Raw genomic sequence first — 20,431 nt, 5'->3', positions numbered from 1 at the left:
CGACAGATAAGGGCTTGCGCTCGTCCGTGCCAAGGGTTTCAGAGCATCATGCGCATCGCTTTCATGGGAACCCCGGCCTTCGCCGTACCGACGCTCGACGCGCTGGTCGCCGCCGGCCACACCGTCGCCGCCGTCTACAGCCAGCCGCCGCGCCGCGCCGGGCGCGGCAAGGCGCTGACCCCGTCGCCGGTGCAGCAGCGGGCGGAGGCGCTCGGTATCCCCGTCCGCACGCCGCAGACGCTGCGCGATGCGGAGGCGCAGGCCGCCTTCGCCGCCCTGTCGCTCGATGCCGCGATCGTCGCCGCCTATGGCCTGATCCTGCCACGCCCGATCCTCGATGCGCCGCGCCATGGCTGCCTCAACGTCCACGCCTCGCTGCTGCCGCGCTGGCGCGGCGCCGCGCCGATCCAGCGGGCGATCCTCGCCGGCGATACCGAAACCGGCGTCACAATCATGCAGATGGAGGCGGGGCTGGATACCGGGCCGATGCTGGCCAAGGCGGCGACGCCAGTCGCCGGCAAGACCGCCGGCGCGCTGACCGACGAACTGGCCGCCAGCGGCGCCGCGCTGCTCATCCGCGTCCTCGCCAACCTCGCTGCCCACCCGCCGGTCGCCCAGCCGGAAGACGGCGTCACCTACGCCGCCAAGATCGACAAGGCGGAGGCGCGGCTCGATTTCACCCAGCCGGCACCGGCGGTGGAATGCGCCGTCCGCGCCTTCAACCCCGTCCCCGGCGCGTTCTTCGAGCATGGCGACGAACGGTTCAAACTGCTCGCGGCGGAAGTCGTACCCGGCTCCGGCACCCCCGGCACCGTCCTCGACGCGCAACTGACCATCGCCTGTGGCGAAGGCGCGCTCCGCCCGCTGCTCGTCCAGCGCGCCGGGCGGGCGGCGATGCCCCCGGCGGAGCTGCTGCGCGGCCTCACCCTGCCGCCCGGCACCCGCCTCGCATGACCCGCTTCGCGCTGACCATCGAATATGACGGCCGCCCGTTCATGGGCTGGCAGCGGCAGGATCACGGCCCCAGCATACAGGCGGCGGTCGAACGCGCCGCCGCCGCCATGCTCGGCGCGGAAACCGCCGTCCACGCCGCCGGCCGCACCGATGCCGGCGTCCACGCCACCGCGATGCGCGCCCATCTTGACGTCATGAAGCCGCTCACCCCGTTCCGGCTGATGGAGGGGCTGAACGCCCTGCTCCGCCCCGATCCGGTCGCCATCCTCGCCTGCGAAGCGGTGGCGGACGACTGGCATGCGCGCTTCTCCTGCACCGGCCGCGTCTACATCTACCGGATCGTCAACCGCCGCGCCCCGCTCGCGCTCGAACGCGGCCTCGCCTGGCGGGTGCCGACCGCGCTCGATGCGGCGGCGATGCACGACGCGGCACAGCGGCTGGTCGGCCGCCACGATTTCACCACCTTCCGCTCCGTCCATTGCCAGGCAAGCAGCCCGCTGCGCACCCTCGACCGGCTCGACGTCACCCGCGATGGCGATCAGATCAGTATCCGGGCGGAAGCGCGCTCTTTCCTCCACCACCAGGTCCGCTCGATGGTCGGCTGCCTCGCGCTTGTCGGCCGGGGCCAGTGGACCGTCGACGACATCTCCGCCGCCCTCGCCGCCCGCGACCGCGCCGCCCTAGGCCTCAACGCCCCGCCCGACGGCCTCTACTTCGTCGGCGCGCGCTATTGATCGGCTGCGCGCCTACCCCGCGCCGAACAACCGCCCAATCGCCCGGTCCAGCATCACCAACTGCCACAACAGCCGGCCATGGTCGCTGCGCCCGCTCCGGTGCGCGGCAACCACCGCCGCCACCGCCTTCGGCTCAAACCACCCGGTCGCCGCCAGCGCGGAGCTCGTAGCAATCCGCTCCGCTTCGCCCGCCAGCGCCCCCCGAAACCACGCGTCAACCGGGGTCACGAACCGCGTGTTTGGCCGGTGGAGAATGTCGGGCGGCAGATAGGCGGCCACCGCCTTCTTCATCAGCCATTTGCCCACGCCGCCGCGCAGCCGCAGCCCCGGCGGCAGCGACGCGGCAAATGCGACCAGCTGGTGGTCAAGCAACGGCGCCCGCACCTCCAGCCCCACCGCCATGCTGGTCCGGTCGACCTTGGTCAGGATCTGACCGGGCAGGGCAATCTTCAGGTCGGCATATTGGGCGCGGTCCAGCCCGCCCCGCGCCGGCGCGTCGCGCATCGCCACCGCGTAGCGTTCCTCCGCCCGGTGCCCGGCAATCGCCCGGCGAAACCCGTCGCTGAACAGCCCCGCCCGCAGTTCCGGCGGCGTAACCCCCACGGCGCGGGCATAGGCCTCGCCGCCATCGCCGGCCAGCGCCAGCAAGGTCGCCCCGATGCGCGGCGCCCTGCCCGCCGCGCCGAGCAACGACCGCCGCAGCCCGGCGGGCAGCAGCCCCCTCACCCGCTCCTCCGCAGCATGGACGCGGTGGCGACGATGCCCTGCCAACACCTCGTCGGCGCCGGCACCTGACAGTGCGACCGTCACCGCCTCCCGCGCAAATTCGTGCAGCCGGTAATGGGCAAGCGCCGACGCGTCGGCAATTGGCTCGTCGAACGCCATCGCCAGCCGGTCGATCAGCGCGAAATCATCGGCGTCGACCATGCGACTGCGATGTTCGGTGGCAAAGCGTTGGGCAACAGAGTCGGCGTAACCGCTCTCGTCATGCCCCGCCGCACGAAAGCCGATCGTGCATGTGGTCACGGCGCGCGGGCTCGCCTCGGCCATCAGCGCCACCACCGACGCGCTGTCGACCCCGCCGGACAGGAGGGCACCCAGCGGCACGTCGGCGCCCATGCGCGACCGCACCGCACCGCGCAGCCGCGCGAGCAGTTCTTCCTGCAACGCCGCCCGCGACCCGCTCGCCCTCGCCGAGAAATCGACGTCCCACCAGCGCTCCGGCGCCGGAAGCGGCTTACCGCGCGTAACCAGCATCCGCGTGCCGGCCGGCAATTTGTGCACCCCGCTGACGATGCAGGCATCGTCCGGCACATAACCGAACGCCATATAATCCTCGACCGCGCGCAAATCGGGTTCACGCCGGATCAGAGGATGAGCCAGCAACCCTTTTACCTCAGACGAGAAAATCAGACTTCCGTCACTGACCGTCGTATAATGCAGCGGCTTCACGCCCAGCCGGTCGCGGGCAAGAAACAGGCTTTGGCGCGCGGCATCGTGCAGTGCGAAGGCGAACACGCCGTTGAAATGGTCCAGGCACTCCGCCCCCCATTCCCGCCAGCCGGCAAGGATGACCTCGCTATCGCTGGCGGTGCGAAAACCGTGACCCCGCCGTTCCAGCTCGGCGCGCAGTTCGGCGTGGTTGTAGATTTCGCCGTCAAAGGTAACGGCCAGCGCCCCGTCGGCGCTCACCATCGGCTGCGCGCCCCCGGTGGTGTTTACGATCGCCAGCCGCCGGTGGCCCAGGCCAACGCCCGGCGCCACCCATGCGCCTGCTCCGTCCGGCCCGCGATGCGCCAGCGCGTCGGCCATCGCCCGCACCCGATCGGCGCCGACCGGCTTGGCTGTCCCGATATGGAAGATTCCGGCGATGCCGCACATAACGCGCCTATTCGTCCCCGGCGGCGCACTCCGCAACCCCGGCGCCGGGGTCGGGCGCGTTCAGGAAACGGTCGATCGCGGCGCGGCCCCCGCGTCCTTCGGCGAAACCAGCACCGCCACCGCCCGCTGCCGCCCGCCGATCAGCACCGTCGTCATCGGCAGCTCGACCAGCGCGCTGTCGGACAGCGGGCGATAGGGAAAGCGCGGCGCTTCCGGCCAGCCGTACTGATCGTGCACGACCGGCGCGGCGCGCGATGAACAGGCATAACCCGCCGCATGGTCTATCGCCTTGCACGCATCAGCCAGGTCGGCGTTGTCGACCGCCCCCTCGAACGCGCCGACCTGAAACCAGCCCTCGACGTCGACCGACAGCGCGTTGCGCATCCATCCCCCTCAAGCGCCCTCACCCCGCCGTTCCGCCGCCTCGACCCAGTCGACCAGCAGCGCCAGAACACGTTTCAGCGCCTGCTCCTGCGCGGCGATCCGCGCCTCCAGCGCCGCGATCCGCGCTGCCGCGACCGGTCCCACCACGGCTTCGCCGGCGCCCGCCTGCGGCCCCGCCACCGGCTCTGGCACGTCCTGGGTCAGGTCGGCAATCGCCCGGCTGACGACCGCGGTGTCGATCACGCTCAGCTTCCCGATCGCACCAAGCAGCAGGATACGAGACAAAAGCGCGTTGATCTGGCGCGGAATCCCGCCGCTGAAATCGTATATCGCCGGAAAGGCTTCGGGCGTAAAACGCGGGTTGCCCGCCCAGCCGACCAGCGTCAACCGATGGACAATATACGGCTCGACCTCTTCGGCGTGCATCGGTTCCAGATGGTGGGTGGCGATCACCCGCTGGCGCAGTTGCTCCAGCCCTTGCAACCGCTCGCGGAATTCCGGCTGGCCGAGCAGGAATATCTGGAGCAGCGCATGGTCGCGAGCCTGCAGGTTGGACAGCAGCCGCAACTCCTCCAGCGCCGACACCGGCAGATTCTGCGCCTCGTCAACCACCAGCAGGCTGCGCCTCCCCATGCGCGACTGGTCGATCAGGAAAGATTCGATACGCTGTAATATCAGCGCCTTGTCTGCACTATCTGTGACAATGCCAAAACCCTGCGCGATCAGCCGCAGCATGTCGTCGCTCTCGACCTGGGTAGAGGTGACCCGCGTCGCGGTCAGCCGCCCGGCGTCAACGCTTGCCATCAACTGCCCGGTCAGCGTCGTCTTGCCGGCGCCGATCTCACCGGTGATGACGATGAAGCCTTCGCCCTGGGCCAGACCGTAGCCGAGATAGGCCATCGCCTTGCGGTGGGTGGCGCTGTCGAAATAAAAACGCGGGTCCGGGGTCAACTGGAACGGCCGGTCGCTCAACCCGTAGAAGCTGTTGTACACCACCGTACCCCCTAGAATGTATAGCGCATGCCGAGCAGCGCCGTCCCGACGGCCTCGCTGCCCGCGCCGTCGACATCGGCCCTATAGAGGCCAAGCGCCGCGCTTGCACTCAGACTGCGCCCGATCAGACGATAATAGGCGGCGGTGGCCCCCGTCGAGGTCGCATTGCCCTCCACGCTCGATTCCGCGTCGATCCGGCTCCCGGCACACCCGGCCCCGCCGCGCGCATGCCGGAACGCGCCCGCGCCGCAATCGCCCCGCTCTCCAGGCCCGCCAGCCCCGGCGCAACGGCCAGCCCGCCCGCGCCTCACCCGACCAGCATCTCCGCCGCCGCCGGATGGCCGAGGAACGCCGCCGGGCTGGCGCTCGCGCCATAGGCCCCGGCCAGGAACACGGCGATCAGGTCGCCCACCGCCGCGCGCGGCAGCGCAACCGCGTCGCCCAGCCGGTCGAGCGGGGTACACAAACAGCCGACGACGCTCACCGTCTCCACCGGCCCGCCGGCGCCGCTGGCCAGCGCGATCGGGTAGTTGCGGCGAACGACGGTGCCGAAATTGCCGCTCGCCGCCAGTTGGTGATGCAAGCCGCCGTCGGTAACGAGGAACGTCTCGCCATGGCTGGTTTTCCGGTCGACGATCCGGGTCAGGTATACCCCGGCCTCCGCGACCAGCCAGCGCCCCAACTCGACTGCGAACGCGCTGTCGGCCAGCACCGCCGGCCGCGCCGCCAGCGTCTGGGCCAGCGCGCCGCCGACTGCCTCGACATCCAGCGCCACGTCCCCGGCGAAATAGGGCACGCCGAACCCGCCGCCGAGATTGACCAGCGGCGGCGGCGCCCCGGCCGCCTCGGCCAGTTCCCCGGCCAGCGCCACCGTCGCCGCCTGCGCCTCGGCGATCGCCCCGGCGTCCAGCGCCTGCGATCCGGCAAAGACATGGAAACCGCGCCACTCCGCCCCGGCCGCGATCAGCCGCCGGACCAGCGCCGGCACCCGCGCCGCGTCGACGCCGAACGGCTTGGCGCCGCCGCCCATCCGCATCCCCGATCCGCGCAGGTCGAAATCCGGGTTGACCCGCACCGCCAGCTTCGGCGTCCGCCCGGCCCGCCCGGCAATCGCCAGCGTGCGCTCCGCCTCGCCTTCCGATTCCAGGTTTATCGTCACCCCGGCGTCGATCGCCGCCGCGATCTCGCGGTCGCGCTTGCCCGGCCCGGCGAAGGACACCGCCGTCCCGCCCGCAGCCCCACCCGCCGCCAACGCCAGCCGCATCTCGCCTTCCGACGCCACGTCCAGCCCATCGGTCAGCCCGGCGAGCGCGGCGACCAGCGGCGCGAACGGGTTGGCCTTGACCGCGTAATGCACGCCAACCCCGGCCGGCAGCGCCGCGCGCAACCGCGCCACCCGCGCGCGGACCACGCCCAGATCGTAGACGAACAGCGGCGTGTCCCCGGCCCGCGCCGCCAGCGCCTCCGCCGTCTCGCCGCCGATCAGCAGCGGCCCCTCGCCCGCGAATTCCGGCGGAATCGGCCCGGTCGGCTTCATGCGTCCATCTCCCGCTTCAACCCGGCGCGGTCGATCTTGCCGTTGGCGTTGCGCGGCAGTTCCGCCCGCCACACCACGTCGCGCGGCTGCATGAACGCCGGCAGTTCCCATTTCAGATAGGCGCGCAGTACGTCCTCCCCCGACCCGTCGCCGCGCGCGACGAGCAGCACCGCCTGCCCCAGCCGATCGTCGGCCACGCCGACAGCCACCGCCTCCGCCGTCGCCCCGCTGGCTACCGCCGCCTCCTCTATCTCGTTCGGACTTATGCGGTTACCGGACACTTTTATCATCTCATCATAACGCCCGACGAAACGGATCAGCCCGTCCGCGCCCTGCACCGCCGTGTCGCCGGACCACACCGCCGTCCCGCCATGGCGCGATGCCGCCGGTGCCGGGCGGAACCGCTCCGCCGTCCGCGCCGCGTCCCGCCAATAACCCTGGGCGACCAACGGCCCGGCATGGACCAGCTCGCCCGGCTCGCCGGCACCGGCCACCGTCCCGTCCGGCCGCACGATCAGCACCTCGGCAAACGGAATAGCGGTGCCGATCGATTCCGGCTGCGCGTCGATCAGCGCCGGATCTAAGAAGGTCGATCGGAACGCCTCGGTCAGCCCGTACATCGCATAGAGCGCGGCGGCCGGAAATTTCGTCCGCAGCGCCCGAACCAGCGGCACCCCCAGCGCCCCGCCGGAATTGGTCAGCCGGGTCAGCTTCGCCGCCACCTCCGCCGGCCAGTCCGCCTCGGCCAGTTGCACCCACAGCGGCGGCACCCCGGCCAGGGTGGTGACGTCATGCCGCCCGACCGCGCGGACCACGTCTTTCGCCGTCAGGTAATCGAGCGGGATCGCGCAGCCCCCCGCCCGCCAGGTCGATAGTAGTTGGTTCTGCCCATAGTCGAAGCTCAGCGGCAGCACGCACAGCACCCGGTCGTCCACCGTCAGCCGCAGGTAATGCGCGACGGAGACCGCGCCCAGCCACAGGTTCGCGTGGCTCAGCATCACCCCCTTCGGCCGCCCGGTCGACCCGGATGTGTAGAGGATCGCGGCCAGCGCCGCCGGGTCCGCGCCGGATGGCGGCAGCCCCTCGCCGGGCAGCACGATCTCGCTGTCGATGGCCAGCGCGCAGCCCGCCGGCCGGTCGCCCGGCGCCAGCGTCTCCGCCCGCCCGGCGCCGGTCACCAGCAACGTCGCGCCGCTGTCGGCCAGAATATGCGCCACCTGCGCCCGTTTCAGCAGCGGGTTGACCGGCACATGGATCGCCCCGGCGCGCGGCGCCGCCAGCGGCAACAGGCAGGCGTCGATCGTCTTGGGCAACCAGCTTGCCACCCGGTCGCCCGCGCCCACGCCCTGCGCGCGCAGCCACGCCGCCAGCCGCCCGACCCGGTCCTCCAGCGCCGCATAATCCAGCACCTCGGCCCGGCCGATCAGTGCCGGCGCGCCGCGTTTTCCCCCACCAGGGATGTGGTCGATCGGCCGGGGGGTGGGGTCCAGGGCTTGCACCCGCTCGAATTCCTCTGCTTATGGTCGCGGTGGGGCGGAAGGGAGCGATAGCGCCTTGTGGGTCAAGGGGGAATATTTCGATGATCTTGACGCGGTCGCCGCCACGGCCCGCGCCACGCTCGATCGCCCGGCCCAGCTCAGCCCGTTCGACCGCCTGGAATGGTTCCGCCGCATCTGGGCCTGCTGCCCGCCCGGCGCCGCGCCGCTCGTCGTCCGCACCCGGACCGACGGTGCCGACGCCTGGCTGTTCCTCGCCCGGCAGGGGCGTGGCCGGCTGGTCGCCCTCGCCAGCTGGTACACGCTCGCCTTCGCGCCGGCTTATTCCGGCGCGCCCGACCCGCCGCTGAAACGGCGGCTGCTGCGCGCCATCGCCCGGCGGCTGCGCGTTGCCAGCCTCGGTATCGCCCGCATCACCCTGTCGCCGGTCCCCGCCGACGAAGCGGCGCTGCTCGCCGGCGCCTTCCGCCGCGCCGGCTGGCTGGCGCTATCGACACCGGCGACGGTCAACTGGCGGCTGCCGGTCGGCGGCCGGGTCTTCGCCGAATATTGGGCGGACCGCCCCGGCGCCCTCCGCACCACGGTGGAACGCAAGCAGGGCCGCGTCGCGACCCGAATCCTCGACCGTTTCGATGCCGACGCCTGGGCCGCCTATGAGCAGGTCCATGCCGCCAGCGGGAAACCAGAGGAGGGCGCCCCCGCCTTCCTGCGCGGCTTCGCGGAGGACGAAGGCGCCGCCGGCACCCTCCGCCTCGGCCTGGCGGAGGTGGACGGCCGCCCGGTCGCCGCTCAGTTCTGGACGGTGGAGAACGGCACCGCCGTCATCCACACGCTCGCCCATGTCGAGGACGCGGCGGAACACTCGCCCGGCACCCTGCTCAGCGCCGCGCTGTTCGCCCATGCGATCGACATCGACGGCGTCCAGACCATCGATTTCGGCACCGGTGACGACAGCGACAAGGCCGACTGGATGGAGGAACGCCAGCTGCTCTACCATGTGGATCTGTTCAACCTGCGGCGCCTTTCGGCATGGCCTGGCGCCGCCCGTGCCCGCCTGTCCGCTCTTGTCGGCCGCCGCCGCGTCGATTAACCGGCGCTTCCGGCTAACGGGAGAAGAACATTGAGCGAAGGTCTGGACGCGGTGGCGGCAACGGTGCGCGCCGTCCTGCGCGATGTGCTGGCGCTCACCGACGCCCGCGCCGCCGCGCTCACCGACGACACGCCGCTGTTCGGCGCGATGCCGGAACTCGATTCGATGGCCGTCGCCGGCCTACTGACCGAGATCGAGGACCGCGTCGGCATCGTCATCGAGGATGACGAGGTCGACGGCGAAATGCTCGAAAGCTTCGGCAGCCTCGTCCGCTTCGTCGGCGCCAAAGCCCTGCACTGATAGACGCAGCGGCGCGCCCTACGCCTTCGCCATCGGTGCCAAATTCCCTGTACAAATTATCGTTATTCCACCACTTTTCTTCGAAGCGAACCGCAGCCGCCGGCGGATCATCACCATCCTTCGCAACCTTGCCGCACGCCGCCTCGGCAGTCGGCTGGTCGACCTCTCCGGCACCCCGCTCTGGCACCGTGTCGAACCGTGTGAGGACGCCGCTCTCGCCGCGCTTCTGTCGGACAACATCCACGGTTTAACAGTGACTTGTGACGCATCCTGACCCTTGAATGCGAAAAGGCGGCCTGCGCGGCCACCCTCGATCCGGCGGCGGATACGACCGGGTTGCTTATCGCCTCGGGCCGCAATGAAGTCCGCACCGTCACGCATGACGGCATGACCCACATCGCCACGGTCGGCGCGCCGGTCTGGCGCTCCGACCAGCACGGCGTCGGCAACAGCGAAGGCAGCAATCGCGGCTATGCGGCCAGCGGGCCGGACATCGCCGCCGCCGCCACCCGCCCGCGTCGCGATCCCGCTCACCACCATCCCGCCCGCCTCGCACAGCGTCGCAGATGACGCGGCGGAGGAGACAGGCTCGTCGCCGATCGCTCTGCTCCGCTGCCCCGTCGCGCCGCCCGGCATGACGATCGCCGCATTTCGGCCTAGACCGGTCTTCGAACTGAACGCAGGACGCCAGATGACGCAGCCATCCTCCGCTTCCGCCCCGGCGCGCGGCCCGCTCCACGGCCTGCGGATCGTAGAGGTCGCCGGCATCGGGCCGGGGCCGTTCTGCGCGATGATGCTCGCCGATCACGGGGCAGAAGTGATCCGTGTCGCCCCGCCCGGCGCGGCGGAGGGCGCAGCGGCGGCGGCCCACCGCCTGCTGGTCCACGGCCGCCCGACCCTGACCGTCGACCTGAAGGCGCCGGCCGGCCGCGCGCTCCTCCTCCGCCTCGCCACCGGCGCCGACGGGCTGATCGAAGGGTTTCGCCCCGGCGTGATGGAACGGCTCGGCCTTGGCCCGGACGCGCTGCTCGCCGCCAATCCGGCGCTGGTCTACGGCCGGATGACCGGCTGGGGACAGGACGGCCCGCGCGCGGCGGAGCCGGGGCACGACATCAACTATATCGCACTCGCCGGCGCGCTCGGCCGGTTCGGCCCGGCGGACGGCAAGCCGGCGCCGCCCGCCAACCTGATCGGCGATTTCGCCGGCGGCGGGCTGCTGCTCGCCTTCGGCATGGTGGCCGCGCTCCACGCGGTGCGCGGCGGCGCCTCCGGCCAGGTCGTCGATTGCGCGATGACCGAAGGCGCCTCGCTGCTGATGACGATGCTGTGGTCGCTCCGCGCCGCCGGCCTGTGGACCGACCGGCGTGGCGCCAACCTGCTGGACGGCGGCGCGCCGTTCTACGATACCTACGCCACCGCCGACGGCGGCCATGTCGCGGTCGGCGCGATAGAACCGGCCTTCTACGCCGCGCTGCTCTCCGGTCTCGGCTGCGCCGACGACCCGGATTGCGCCCGCCGCGACGATCCCGCCGCCTGGCCGCTGCTGAAACGCAAGTTCGCGGCGATCTTCGCCACCCGCAGCCGCGCCGAATGGGAAGCGGCGTTCGCCGGCACCGACGCCTGCGTCACCCCGGTGCTGTCGATGGCGGAGGCGGCGCGCGATCCCCACGCCACCGCCCGCACCGCCTTCACCGACGCCGGCGGCATCCCCCGCCCGGCCCCCGCCCCGCGCTATTCCGGCTTCACCCTCGCCCCGACGCCTACCGCCGACCGGGCAGGCCTGCTCGCCTCCTTCGGCATCGACGAGACAGAACAACGCGCGCTGATCGCCGCCGGCGCACTCAACCCCTAGCGCCGCCGCATACCCTTCGCCCTTACATTCGCCGGCCTTCCCCGCCGCCTTATCGGGGGTCGGTAACTATTACCTTCATTATCAATGACTTCAAAGCGCAATGCCCCGCTCACCGGGTCCGCCGCCGCCAATTTCAAAGCTAAGGTTTGCCCGATAACATAGCGGGTAAGGCTGTCCTCCCCGGTCAGGCTGTGCTCGCTCTCGTCATAGCGGAAATATTCCCGTCCCAGCGTCGACGCCGGCACCAGCCCGTCGCCGCCCAGTCCCTCGACCGCCGCGAAGAATCCGAACGGCTGCACCCCGGTGATCCGCGCCGTCACCACCTCGCCGACCCGCTCGGCCAGATAGGCGGCGACATAGCGATCGACGGTGTCGCGCTCCGCCTCCATCGCCCGCCGCTCCAGCTGGCTGATCGTCTCGCCGGTCTGCGCCATCGTCGCCATTTCCTTGGCGGTCAGTTCCCCCTCGCCCAGCCGGTACGCGCCGACCAGCGCCCGGTGGACCAGCAGGTCGGCATAGCGGCGGATCGGGCTGGTGAAATGGGCATAGGAGCCAAGCGCCAGGCCGAAATGGCCGGCATTGGCCGGCGCATAATAGGCCTGGGTCTGGGTGCGGAGAATCTGCTCCATAACCTGCGGCCGGAAAGCAGCGTCGCCGACCATCTCGATCACCCGGTTGAACGTCGCCGGACGGATCACCTGCCCCAGCGCCAACGGAACGTCGAAGGTGGCAAGATAGTCTTTCAGCGCCACCAGCTTCTCGCGCGACGGCGGCTCATGCACCCGGTACATCACCGGCGCGCCCTTCGCCTCCAGCGCCTTAGCGGCGGCGACGTTGGCGGCGATCATGTAATCCTCGATCAGCTTGTGCGCGTCGAGCCGCTCGCGCGGCGCGACGGACAGGATGCGCCCTTTCTCGTCCAGCACGATCCGCCGTTCCGGCAAGTCCAGGTCAAGCGGCCCGCGCGCATCCCGCGCCTTGGCCAGCGCCTGCCAGCACCCCCAGAGCGGCTTCAGCGCCGCATCGGTCAGCGCCGCCGGCACCGATGTCTCGCCCCCGTCGATCGCCGCCTGCGCATCCTCATAGGCGATGTTCGCCGCCAGCCGTACCACCGCGCGGGTGAAGCGCCAGCCGCTGACCTTGCCCTGCTTCGATATGGTCAGGTGACAGGCAAGCGCCGCCCGGTCCTCCCCCGCCTTCAGAGAACAGATGCCGGCGCTCAGCATCTCCGGCAGCATCGGCACCACCCGGTCGGGGAAATAGACGCTGTTGCCCCGCTTCCGCGCTTCCCGGTCCAGCGTAGAGCCGGGCCGGACGTAGAAGCTGACATCGGCGATCGCGACGATCGCCCGCCAGCCGCCCTCCCCATCCGGCGCCGCCCATACCGCGTCGTCATGGTCGCGCGCGTCGGCCGGGTCGATCGCGACGATCGGCAGGTCGCGCAGGTCCTCCCGCGCGCCGAGCGCCTGCCCCGCCACCTCGCCCGCTTCCTCCAGCGCGGCGTCGGAGAAGACGTCCGGTATCCCCAGCTTGTGGATCGCGATCAGCGAGAAGCTGCGCGGCTCGAACGGATCGCCAAGCCGCTGGGTCACCCGCGCGGTCACCCGCGGCGGCCGCCCCGTCCGCTCCGCCAGCACCAGGTCGCCCGCTTCGGCCTCGCCATGGTCGGAAACCGGGAAGTCGCGCCGTTCCTTCTTCTCCACCCCCTGCAACCACCAGCGGCCGCTCTCCTCGCGCAGCACGCCCAGCATCAGCTCGCTGCCGCGCGCCAGCTTCTTCATCGGGTGGGCGATCCAACCGTTCCCGGCTTCCTCGGTCCGCGCGAGGAAGCGGTCACCGACCCCCATCGCGCCCTTGCGGCTGCGTTCGCGCACCCGCAGTCGCGGCTCCGGCGCACTCGCCTCCCACCGTTCCGGCACCGCCCAGCTCTGGCCGCTGTCGTCGACATCGACGACGCGCAGCACCGTCACCTTGGGCAGCCCGCCCATTTTGTGGAATGCCCGGCCGGGGGCGCTGTCGATCAGCCCCTCGTCGGCCATATCCTTCAACAGCACCTTCAGCGCGATCTTGTCGGCGCCGTGCAGGGCAAAGGCGCGCGCGATCTCGCGCTTGCCCGCCGCCTGCTCGGACTCGCTGATGAAACGGAGGATCTGGTCGCGGGACGGCAGGCCGGCGCTACGGGGCTTCTTCATCGCCAGAGCCTAGAGGAAGATCGCCGCCCGCGCCATTGCGGCTTCGCCCTTCGCCGGTTCGACGATAAGCAAGGGTGATGACCCATGATCTGCTCATCGTCGGCGGCGGCATCAACGGCGCCGCGATCGCCCGGGAAGCGGCGCTGAACGGCCTGTCCGTGCTGCTGGTGGAAAAGGGCGACCTTGCCGCCGCCACCTCCTCCGCCTCGACCAAGCTGATCCACGGCGGCCTGCGCTACCTCGAATATTACGATTTCAAACTGGTGCGAGAGGCGCTGATCGAACGCGAACGGCTGCTGAAGGCGGCGCCGCACCTGATCCACCCGCTGCGTTTCGTCCTGCCCCACGAACATGCGATCCGGCCGTGGTGGATGGTCCGCCTAGGCCTCGTCCTCTACGATCATCTCGGCGGGCGCATCTCGCTGCCCCGCTCGCGTGGCTTGCGTGCCGGCGACACGCTCTACCGCGCGCCGTTGAAGGATGGGCAGCGCGGCTTCGTCTATTCGGACGCGCGGGTCGACGATTCGCGGCTGGTCATCCTCAACGCCCGCGACGCCGCCGATCATGGCGCCGAAATCCTGACCCGCACCGCATTGGTTTCCGCCACCCGCGACGGCGCCGTCTGGCGCGCGGCGCTTGGCGATGGCGACACCGCCACCGCCAGGGCGATCGTCAACGCCGCCGGGCCGTGGGTCGCGCCGGTCAACGCCCTGCTCGGCATCGACAGCCGCGCCGGCGCCCGGCTGGTCAAGGGCAGCCACATCATCGTGCGCCAGCTGTTCGCCGGCGACCACGCCTATATCCTGCAGCAACCGGACCGCCGCATCGTCTTCGCCATCCCCTATCTCGACGGGCTGACCCTGGTCGGCACCACCGACGTCCCGGTCGAACGGGCGGAGGACGCCCATATCGATGCGACGGAAAGCACCTACCTGCTCGACGCCATCAACCGCCACTTCACCCGCCAGACCGACCGGGACGCCATTGTCGCGACCTATTCCGGCATCCGCTCGCTCTATGACGACGGCGCCAGCGAGGCCCGGCAGATCACGCGCGACTATGTGCTTGAAATGGACGATGGCGGGGACGCGGCCACGCCGCCTCTGCTGTCGATTTTCGGCGGCAAGATAACCACCGGCCGCCGGCTTGCCGAGGATGCGTTGGCCAAGCTCGCCCCCCGGCTCGGCATCACGCCGGCGAAAGTGACGCGCAACCGCCCGCTGCCCGGCGGGGACATGCCGGATTTCGGCAGCTTCGTCGCCGAGGTTACCACCCGCTGGCCATTTCTGGGCGCCGCGCGCGCACGGCGAATGGCCGGCGCCTACGGCACCCTGCTCGCTACCCTGCTCGACGGTGTCACGGACGACAGCGGCCTCGGCGAAGATTTCGGCCTCGGCCTGACCGCGCGCGAGGTTCAATGGCTGATCGACCACGAATGGGCGCGAACGGCGGAGGACATATTGTGGCGCCGCACCCGCCTCGGCCTCAACGCCCCGGCAGGCATGGCGGCACGCCTGACGACCTTCCTAGCGACACAGGCTGATAAGTCCTGTTGATCGCCACGATACCCGCAGCTATAGCCCGCCTCTGCCAGCGGCCCGGAGACGTGGGTGAGTGGCTGAAACCAGCGGTTTGCTAAACCGCCGTAGGGGCTTTACCCCTACCGAGGGTTCGAATCCCTCCGTCTCCGCCAACATCTCAATGCGAATCAATGAGATCGGCCTCGTGGGGCCAGAAAACCCCCAGCTTACGCGCCGTTTTGCCGTTGGCGCCTAAACCCAAGAGACTGCCAGACACGCCAAAATCAGTCTCTGATCGGCTTTCGTCTCTTTTCACCTAAACCTTGGCGCGGAAGGTATAGGCCTCGGAAATGACGCATTTCTGGGCTTTTCTGCCTTGCCGTCATCTATACCGTTTCCGTGCAAACCCGGCAGCGGATGTGGTGTGAGAATCCGGGGTATATGCGTTTCACTGTGATAACCGGTTCCATTGGTTGCCTGTTCAAGGGGCGTTCCGCTGTGAAGGATCGCGGCTGAAGGTGGGCGCTGCGGCTGGTATGCCCTCAACGGCCCGCTGCGCCCGGGCGGCTGCAGCCCACCAATCCAACTGGGCAAGTGTGCGTCCAAAATACCCTTGCCAGGCCTCAGCATCGATGCCCTCGGCAAAATCGCCAATTTCGGTCAGGATATCCTGTGCTTGCGGCAGGTGGATCATTGCCGAAACCGGCAGACAACCCAGCTCCGACAGGAAGGTGCGCATGTTCACCGCTGCACGGGCGCCGCCCCACTGTCCGGCCGAATAGGTCACGATGGCGCTGGGCTTGTAGGAAAAGAGCGAGCTGCCAAAGTGGTTCAGCAGATGCGCCAATGCCGGGCTCATGGAGTGGTTGTACTCGGGGCTGACCATCACATAGCCATCTGCCGCTTCGATCTTCGCAGCCAAAGCGTCCAGAGCCTCCGGAGCTGCGCTCTTCGCATAGGCAAAGTGGGGCTTGAACGCGGCCGGAAGTTCGATCGACAATGGATCGATTAATTCAACGGCATGACCCATTTCCTGCAGATGCTTCTCGCATTGCCAGGCAACTCGCAGGCCAAGCCTGGCTGGGCGCGGAGGCGTGCTGTCACGAACTGACCCGAGGAACACCAGAAATTTCTGCACGGATAATAGTCCCCTTGATTTAATGTCTCGGTTATCAGCTTGTGAATCGTCGCTGACAGACCATCGGCGCGGGCCTATTGTTACACTATTAACAGGAGAAACGCCGGTGTCCCGTCTTCACCCACATCCGGAAAGCCATCTGGTCGCCCGCATTGGCTGGCTTCGTGCGGCCGTTCTCGGGGCCAATGACGGCATCGTCTCGACCGCCAGCCTCATCGTCGGCGTGGCTGCGGCATCGGCTGCCACCTCTGAAGTGCTTGTGGCCGGGGTCGCCGGTCTTGTCGCTGGCGCCATGTCGATGGCCGCGGGCGAGTATGTCTCAGTCAGCTCGCAGTCCGATACGGAGCAGGCGGACCTCGCGCGTGAACGGGCTGAGCTTGCCAGCCAGCCGGAATTCGAACGAGAGGAGCTGACGCGCATCTATATGGATCGCGGCGTCGATGCAGAGCTGGCGCGCCAAGTCGCTGACCAGTTGATGGCAAAAGATGCGCTCACGGCCCATGCACGCGATGAACTTGGGATTTCGGAAGTCACTGCGGCGAGACCGATACAGGCTGCCCTGACTTCGGCCGCTACCTTCGCCGTCGGTGCTGCGCTGCCTCTCTCCATGGTAGTGCTTCTGCCTAACACACTGCTGGTCGCCGGTGTTTCGATCGCCTCGCTGATTTTCCTGGCTCTGTTGGGAGCGATTGGCGCGCGGGCGGGAGGCGCGAACATAGTTCGGGCGACTGTCCGTGTGACGTTCTGGGGGGCGCTCGCCATGGCCCTGACTGCGGGCATCGGATCGATATTCGGGACGGTCGTGTGATCAGTGGCCTTGACCAAGGACAATGCATTGCTCTTGGCCCTGCATATAGCCTGAAAGCCGAATGTGAGGCTCGCAATGAATTCAACTGATATTCGCCAGCGTTTTAACTCCCTGTCGATCGCTCTTCACTGGGTCATGGTCCTGCTGATTTCCGCTGTGTATGCGACGATCCTTTTGCGGGAGAACTATCCCAAGGGAACCGACATCCGCGAAGGTCTTAAGGCTTGGCATTTCATGCTAGGGCTGACTGTCCTCGCCTTGGTTATCATCCGCCTGATAGCGCGCCTCAGCAGCCGTAGGCCGCCTATCTCGCCGGAACCGCCAGCCTGGCAGTCGCTGCTCGCCAGCGCGACGCATTTTGCGCTCTACGCATTCATGTTGGCGATGCCTGTCGCCGGCTGGGTGATACTCAGCGCCTCAGGCAAGACGATCCCCTTCTTTGGCTTGGAACTTCCCGCTCTAGTCGGTCAGAGTAAGGCGCTGGCAGGGCAGGTAAAGGAGTTACATGAGACGGTTGGGACGATCGGATACTTCCTGATTGGCATCCATGCTCTGGCGGCGCTCTTCCATCATTATGTCGTCAAGGACGATACCTTGCGCCGGATGTTGCCGGGCCGGCGCTGATGGCCACCAGCAAATCACGAGTGTGAGAAAGGCCAAGGGCAGAATGACAACGCTTCACGTCAGCTCCCTTTAAAATGAGAATTCGCCTGATTTTCAAGGAAATTGTGCCTTTTTACTTCAGGCTGGTGGTGCTTGCGGCTGTCACCCTGTTCATCGACCTCATTCTCCACCTCACAGATCTGGTCTGGATTGGCCGCTACCTCGGCATCCCCGGCGTGATCCTGATACTGCTGTCGTTCGGCCATTCCTTGCGCAAGCGGGGCTTGATCAAGAGTGATAACCCGATCCGCCTGCTACGATTACACGAATGGCTGGCCTGGATCGGCTCCACGCTTGTCCTTGTCCACGCAGGCATTCACTTCAATGCCGTCCTTGCCTGGCTCGCTGTTGCGGCGATGGGCGTGAACATAATCAGTGGTCTGACTGGCAAGTATCTCATGTCGCGCTCCCAGCGCTGGATGAAGCAGGCCAAAGCCGATTTACGAGAGGCAGGTTTCGCTGAACCTGAAATTGAGCAGCGTTTGTTTTGGGACAGCCTGGCCGCCGGCCTGGTGCGCAAATGGCGGACCATTCACCTGCCGATTGCGCGCGCGTTCGCTGTGCTTGCCACTGCCCACATCCTCTCAACCTTCCTGTTCTGGGGGTGGAAGTGAAACGCTCAGTCTGGATCGGGATTTCGCTGATACTGGCGGTAATCATCTACCTCAGCTTCACCCGGCCACATGAAATGGTCAGCCCTGGCAACCTGATCCCGGCGCATGCGGGGCTGGAGAGCAATTGCTTTGCGTGCCACGCGCCGTTTCAGGGGGCCTCGGCCGACCGCTGCACCACCTGCCACGCCGTAGCGGACATTGGCTTGCGCACCACCAAGGGTGTGGCCATCCCGCAATCGGAGCGGCGCCCAGCGTTCCATCAGGCGCTGACCGAACCCAACTGCATGTCCTGCCATAGTGATCACCCCCGACCGAGGCTGACGAAAGCCAGTGCAGTGAAGTTCGACCACGGACTGCTGAAGGTTGATGCGCGCGCGAATTGCCAGTCGTGTCACACGGCTCCGCAAGATGACCTGCACCGCGGTCCTAAGCTGGCATGTGCGACATGCCACCAACCTGCGCACTGGAAACCGGCTACCTTCAACCACAGCCGATATTTCCTGCTCGACGGCGATCACAACGGCACCTCCATGGGGTCGTCCACGGCTGCCTGATGCATCGCGGTCTGGAAGCCATCGATCGCGACGGTGATCAGCTGGAGCACCTGCTCCTGCGACCATGCGGATGGTGGGGAGTGCCAGCCGATCGTGTCGATCAGGGCTGCGACAGGTTGCAGCGTCGCACGGATCGCGGCCTCTTCGCGGGCGGTCAGATCAACCATGTCCTGCACCTTGCGCGCCCGCAGCCAGAAGAAGCGCTGGCAGCTGATTGAGCAGAACCACACAGAGGGGCCCGATCGTCTCGTGCGTTGCGGGCCCGACCAGCCGAAGCCAGAGGTTGGACGAAGGCAGACAGCACACAGCAATCCGCGTGGATGCCAGCACCGCAGTCGCTTTTCGGCAGAGGGCGATTTTTCCATGGGCGGTATCCATCACGCCGCCTCCCGCAGAGCATGCGGATCCTGGCCTGCTGGTGCTCATGGCAGCCATAGCAGGTGTATTGCTTGTAGTTGCCGCCCAAGTGACAGGTCGTGCAGGCGGTGTTCTGATGTTGGACTTCAATCACCGTCCCGCATTCGGCGAACGTCTGAATGCCCTCGTCGATAGCCATCTCGTGGCAGACAACGCCGCGCGCAGCCCGCGGGATTATCTCGGCGGCTCGCGGATCGGTGTTTCTTGCGAGCGCGCGCTCCAGTTCGAGTTCACGGCCACGCCCATGGACGAAAATGCGGGCTTCTCAGGCCGAACCCTGCGGATTTTCGCGATGGGTCACGCCCTGGAAGACCTCGCTATAGCCTGGCTGCGCGGTGCCGGCCTCGATCTGTTCACCCGCAAAGGCAATCGTCCGGACGGGGAGCAGTTCGGCTTCTCGGCCGCTGGCGGGCGCCTGCGCGGTCACGTCGATGGGATCATCGCCGGCGCTCCTGCTGCGCTTGGGCTTCGTGTCCCCGCGCTCTGGGAATGCAAGACCATGAACGCGAAGAACTGGCGCGAGACCGTGTCGAAGGGCGTCGTGCTGTCGAAGCCAGTCTATGCCGCCCAGATCGCGCTCTACCAGGCCTATATGGAAGCCAGCGTGCCGGGGATTTCGACCGCGCCAGCGCTGTTCACCGCGATCAACAAGGACACGGCTGAACTCCACCACGAACTGGTCCCGTTCGATGCAGACCTGGCCCAGCGCATGAGCGACAAGGCCGTGCGCATCCTGTCAGCCACCGATGCTGGGGAATTGCTGCCGCGCTTCTGCACGGCATCTATACCCAGGCCAGCGCTTTCGCCGCGCCGATCACCATTCCGGCCACCGTCACCAAGATCGACGTGCTGCGCCTCGCCATGCTGCAGGCGGCCCTTGCCGAGCTGCCGACCACGGGCGCGGTGATGCACCCGACCGACTGGGCGAGCATCGAGCTCCTCAAGGAGACGAGCGGCGCCTACCTGATCGGCAACCCGCAGGGCACGCTGTCGCCGACGCTCTGGGGCATCCCCATCGTCACCACCCAGGCGATCGCGCAGGACAAGTTCCTGACCGGTGCCTTCCGGCTGGGCGCGCAGATCTTCGACCGTTGGGACGCCCGGGTCGAGATCTCGACCGAGGATGACCAGAACTTCCGCAAGAACCTGGTCACCATCCTCGCCGAAGAGCGCCTTGGCCTCGCCGTCTATCGCCCGGAGGCCTTCATCAAGGGCGACTTCTCCGACGCGGTGACCGCGGCAACTGCCGTCTGATCCTGATCCGGGGCCGGCTGACGGGTCGGCCCTGGAACTTTTACGGAGAA

22 protein-coding genes and 1 tRNA gene are annotated in these 20,431 nt (G+C 68.3%); 14 read left to right on the top strand and 9 right to left on the bottom strand.

Annotated features, from left to right (window positions below):
* Positions 1–48 precede the first annotated feature (48 nt).
* Together fmt and truA are read left to right on the top strand one after the other, a co-directional pair.
* Positions 49–954, top strand: coding sequence for a methionyl-tRNA formyltransferase (gene fmt, locus ACMT1E_RS05465; RefSeq protein ID WP_414902668.1), 906 nt, complete (start codon positions 49–51; stop codon positions 952–954).
* Complete coding sequence (truA, locus tag ACMT1E_RS05460; RefSeq protein WP_414902667.1) at positions 951–1,688, top strand: tRNA pseudouridine(38-40) synthase TruA; 738 nt, start codon at positions 951–953, stop codon at positions 1,686–1,688. The genes fmt and truA overlap by 4 nt, the downstream gene beginning before the upstream one ends.
* A 12-nt stretch (positions 1,689–1,700) precedes the next feature.
* On the opposite strand, the gene asnB is transcribed toward truA, so the two are convergent.
* From asnB to ACMT1E_RS05430, 6 genes are all read right to left on the bottom strand, one after another.
* Positions 1,701–3,569 carry an asparagine synthase (glutamine-hydrolyzing) gene (gene asnB, locus ACMT1E_RS05455; RefSeq protein ID WP_414902666.1) on the bottom strand — a complete coding sequence of 623 codons (1,869 nt, stop codon included), beginning with the start codon at positions 3,567–3,569 and terminating at the stop codon, positions 1,701–1,703.
* Positions 3,570–3,629: 60 nt separating this feature from the next.
* On the bottom strand, positions 3,630–3,953 hold the full coding sequence (locus tag ACMT1E_RS05450) for a DUF3473 domain-containing protein (protein WP_414902665.1): 324 nt from the start codon (positions 3,951–3,953) through the stop codon (positions 3,630–3,632).
* A gap of 9 nt (positions 3,954–3,962) precedes the next feature.
* On the bottom strand, positions 3,963–4,946 hold the full coding sequence (locus ACMT1E_RS05445; RefSeq protein ID WP_414903285.1) for an XrtA/PEP-CTERM system-associated ATPase: 984 nt from the start codon (positions 4,944–4,946) through the stop codon (positions 3,963–3,965).
* 11 nt (positions 4,947–4,957) lie between these two features.
* Entirely contained in the window at positions 4,958–5,122 is a 165-nt protein-coding gene (locus tag ACMT1E_RS05440) for a hypothetical protein (RefSeq protein WP_414902664.1), read from the bottom strand.
* Between the two features lie 131 nt (positions 5,123–5,253).
* On the bottom strand, positions 5,254–6,483 hold the full coding sequence (locus tag ACMT1E_RS05435) for a pyridoxal-dependent decarboxylase, exosortase A system-associated (RefSeq protein ID WP_414902663.1): 1,230 nt from the start codon (positions 6,481–6,483) through the stop codon (positions 5,254–5,256).
* On the bottom strand, positions 6,480–7,982 hold the full coding sequence (locus ACMT1E_RS05430; RefSeq protein WP_414902662.1) for an AMP-binding protein: 1,503 nt from the start codon (positions 7,980–7,982) through the stop codon (positions 6,480–6,482). The genes ACMT1E_RS05435 and ACMT1E_RS05430 overlap by 4 nt, the downstream gene beginning before the upstream one ends.
* A 55-nt stretch (positions 7,983–8,037) precedes the next feature.
* Between ACMT1E_RS05430 and ACMT1E_RS05425 the strand changes: the two genes are divergently transcribed.
* The 4 genes from ACMT1E_RS05425 to ACMT1E_RS05410 all read left to right on the top strand — a co-directional run bounded on the left by ACMT1E_RS05425 (position 8,038) and on the right by ACMT1E_RS05410 (position 11,221).
* A complete protein-coding gene (locus ACMT1E_RS05425) occupies positions 8,038–9,069 on the top strand; it encodes a GNAT family N-acetyltransferase (RefSeq protein ID WP_414902661.1) in 1,032 nt (343 codons plus the stop codon).
* 30 nt (positions 9,070–9,099) lie between these two features.
* Positions 9,100–9,369 (top strand): acyl carrier protein, encoded by a 270-nt coding sequence (locus ACMT1E_RS05420; protein WP_414902660.1) that lies wholly within the window; start codon positions 9,100–9,102, stop codon positions 9,367–9,369.
* Positions 9,370–9,705: 336 nt separating this feature from the next.
* Positions 9,706–9,939: a hypothetical protein gene (locus tag ACMT1E_RS05415; protein ID WP_414902659.1), complete on the top strand. Its 234-nt coding sequence runs from the start codon at positions 9,706–9,708 to the stop codon at positions 9,937–9,939.
* 121 nt (positions 9,940–10,060) lie between these two features.
* On the top strand, positions 10,061–11,221 hold the full coding sequence (locus tag ACMT1E_RS05410; protein WP_414902658.1) for a CaiB/BaiF CoA transferase family protein: 1,161 nt from the start codon (positions 10,061–10,063) through the stop codon (positions 11,219–11,221).
* Here the strand turns inward: ACMT1E_RS05410 and rnr are convergent.
* On the bottom strand, positions 11,218–13,413 hold the full coding sequence (gene rnr / locus ACMT1E_RS05405; protein WP_414902657.1) for a ribonuclease R: 2,196 nt from the start codon (positions 13,411–13,413) through the stop codon (positions 11,218–11,220). The two genes, ACMT1E_RS05410 and rnr, sit on opposite strands and share 4 nt — an antisense overlap.
* 77 nt (positions 13,414–13,490) lie before the next feature.
* On the opposite strand from rnr, the gene glpD reads away from it, so the two are divergent.
* Positions 13,491–14,969 (top strand): glycerol-3-phosphate dehydrogenase, encoded by a 1,479-nt coding sequence (gene glpD, locus ACMT1E_RS05400; RefSeq protein ID WP_414902656.1) that lies wholly within the window; start codon positions 13,491–13,493, stop codon positions 14,967–14,969.
* 44 nt (positions 14,970–15,013) lie between these two features.
* Positions 15,014–15,106: transfer RNA gene (locus tag ACMT1E_RS05395), tRNA-Ser, on the top strand.
* A gap of 308 nt (positions 15,107–15,414) precedes the next feature.
* Here the strand turns inward: ACMT1E_RS05395 and ACMT1E_RS05390 are convergent.
* A complete protein-coding gene (locus ACMT1E_RS05390) occupies positions 15,415–16,071 on the bottom strand; it encodes an NADPH-dependent FMN reductase (protein WP_234179995.1) in 657 nt (218 codons plus the stop codon).
* A 106-nt stretch (positions 16,072–16,177) separates the two neighbouring features.
* On the opposite strand from ACMT1E_RS05390, the gene ACMT1E_RS05385 reads away from it, so the two are divergent.
* From ACMT1E_RS05385 to ACMT1E_RS05370, 4 genes are all read left to right on the top strand, one after another.
* Positions 16,178–16,879: a VIT family protein gene (locus ACMT1E_RS05385; protein ID WP_234179993.1), complete on the top strand. Its 702-nt coding sequence runs from the start codon at positions 16,178–16,180 to the stop codon at positions 16,877–16,879.
* Between the two features lie 75 nt (positions 16,880–16,954).
* A complete protein-coding gene (locus ACMT1E_RS05380) occupies positions 16,955–17,503 on the top strand; it encodes a cytochrome b (RefSeq protein WP_414902655.1) in 549 nt (182 codons plus the stop codon).
* Between the two features lie 74 nt (positions 17,504–17,577).
* The gene (locus tag ACMT1E_RS05375; protein WP_234179989.1) at positions 17,578–18,156 is read left to right on the top strand and encodes a hypothetical protein; all 579 of its coding nucleotides are present in this window, start codon (positions 17,578–17,580) and stop codon (positions 18,154–18,156) included.
* A complete protein-coding gene (locus ACMT1E_RS05370; RefSeq protein ID WP_414902654.1) occupies positions 18,153–18,710 on the top strand; it encodes a cytochrome c3 family protein in 558 nt (185 codons plus the stop codon). Before ACMT1E_RS05375 ends, ACMT1E_RS05370 begins: the two co-directional genes overlap by 4 nt.
* Here ACMT1E_RS05370 and ACMT1E_RS05365 read toward each other — a convergent pair.
* A complete protein-coding gene (locus tag ACMT1E_RS05365; RefSeq protein WP_414902653.1) occupies positions 18,671–18,877 on the bottom strand; it encodes a DUF6511 domain-containing protein in 207 nt (68 codons plus the stop codon). The two genes, ACMT1E_RS05370 and ACMT1E_RS05365, sit on opposite strands and share 40 nt — an antisense overlap.
* Positions 18,878–19,026: 149 nt before the next feature.
* Here ACMT1E_RS05365 and ACMT1E_RS05360 point away from each other — a divergent pair, with 149 nt between their 5' ends.
* Together ACMT1E_RS05360 and ACMT1E_RS05355 are read left to right on the top strand one after the other, a co-directional pair.
* A complete protein-coding gene (locus ACMT1E_RS05360; protein ID WP_414902652.1) occupies positions 19,027–20,034 on the top strand; it encodes a hypothetical protein in 1,008 nt (335 codons plus the stop codon).
* Positions 19,941–20,381 carry a phage major capsid protein gene (locus tag ACMT1E_RS05355; protein ID WP_414903283.1) on the top strand — a complete coding sequence of 147 codons (441 nt, stop codon included), beginning with the start codon at positions 19,941–19,943 and terminating at the stop codon, positions 20,379–20,381. Before ACMT1E_RS05360 ends, ACMT1E_RS05355 begins: the two co-directional genes overlap by 94 nt.
* Positions 20,382–20,431: the final 50 nt, after the last annotated feature.

Source organism: Sphingomonas flavalba (genome assembly GCF_047553045.1).
Lineage (GTDB): Bacteria > Pseudomonadota > Alphaproteobacteria > Sphingomonadales > Sphingomonadaceae > Sphingomonas_L > Sphingomonas_L flavalba_A.
The sequence above is the reverse complement of the archived record's forward strand: the minus strand, read 5'-3'. Positions and strand labels throughout refer to the sequence as shown.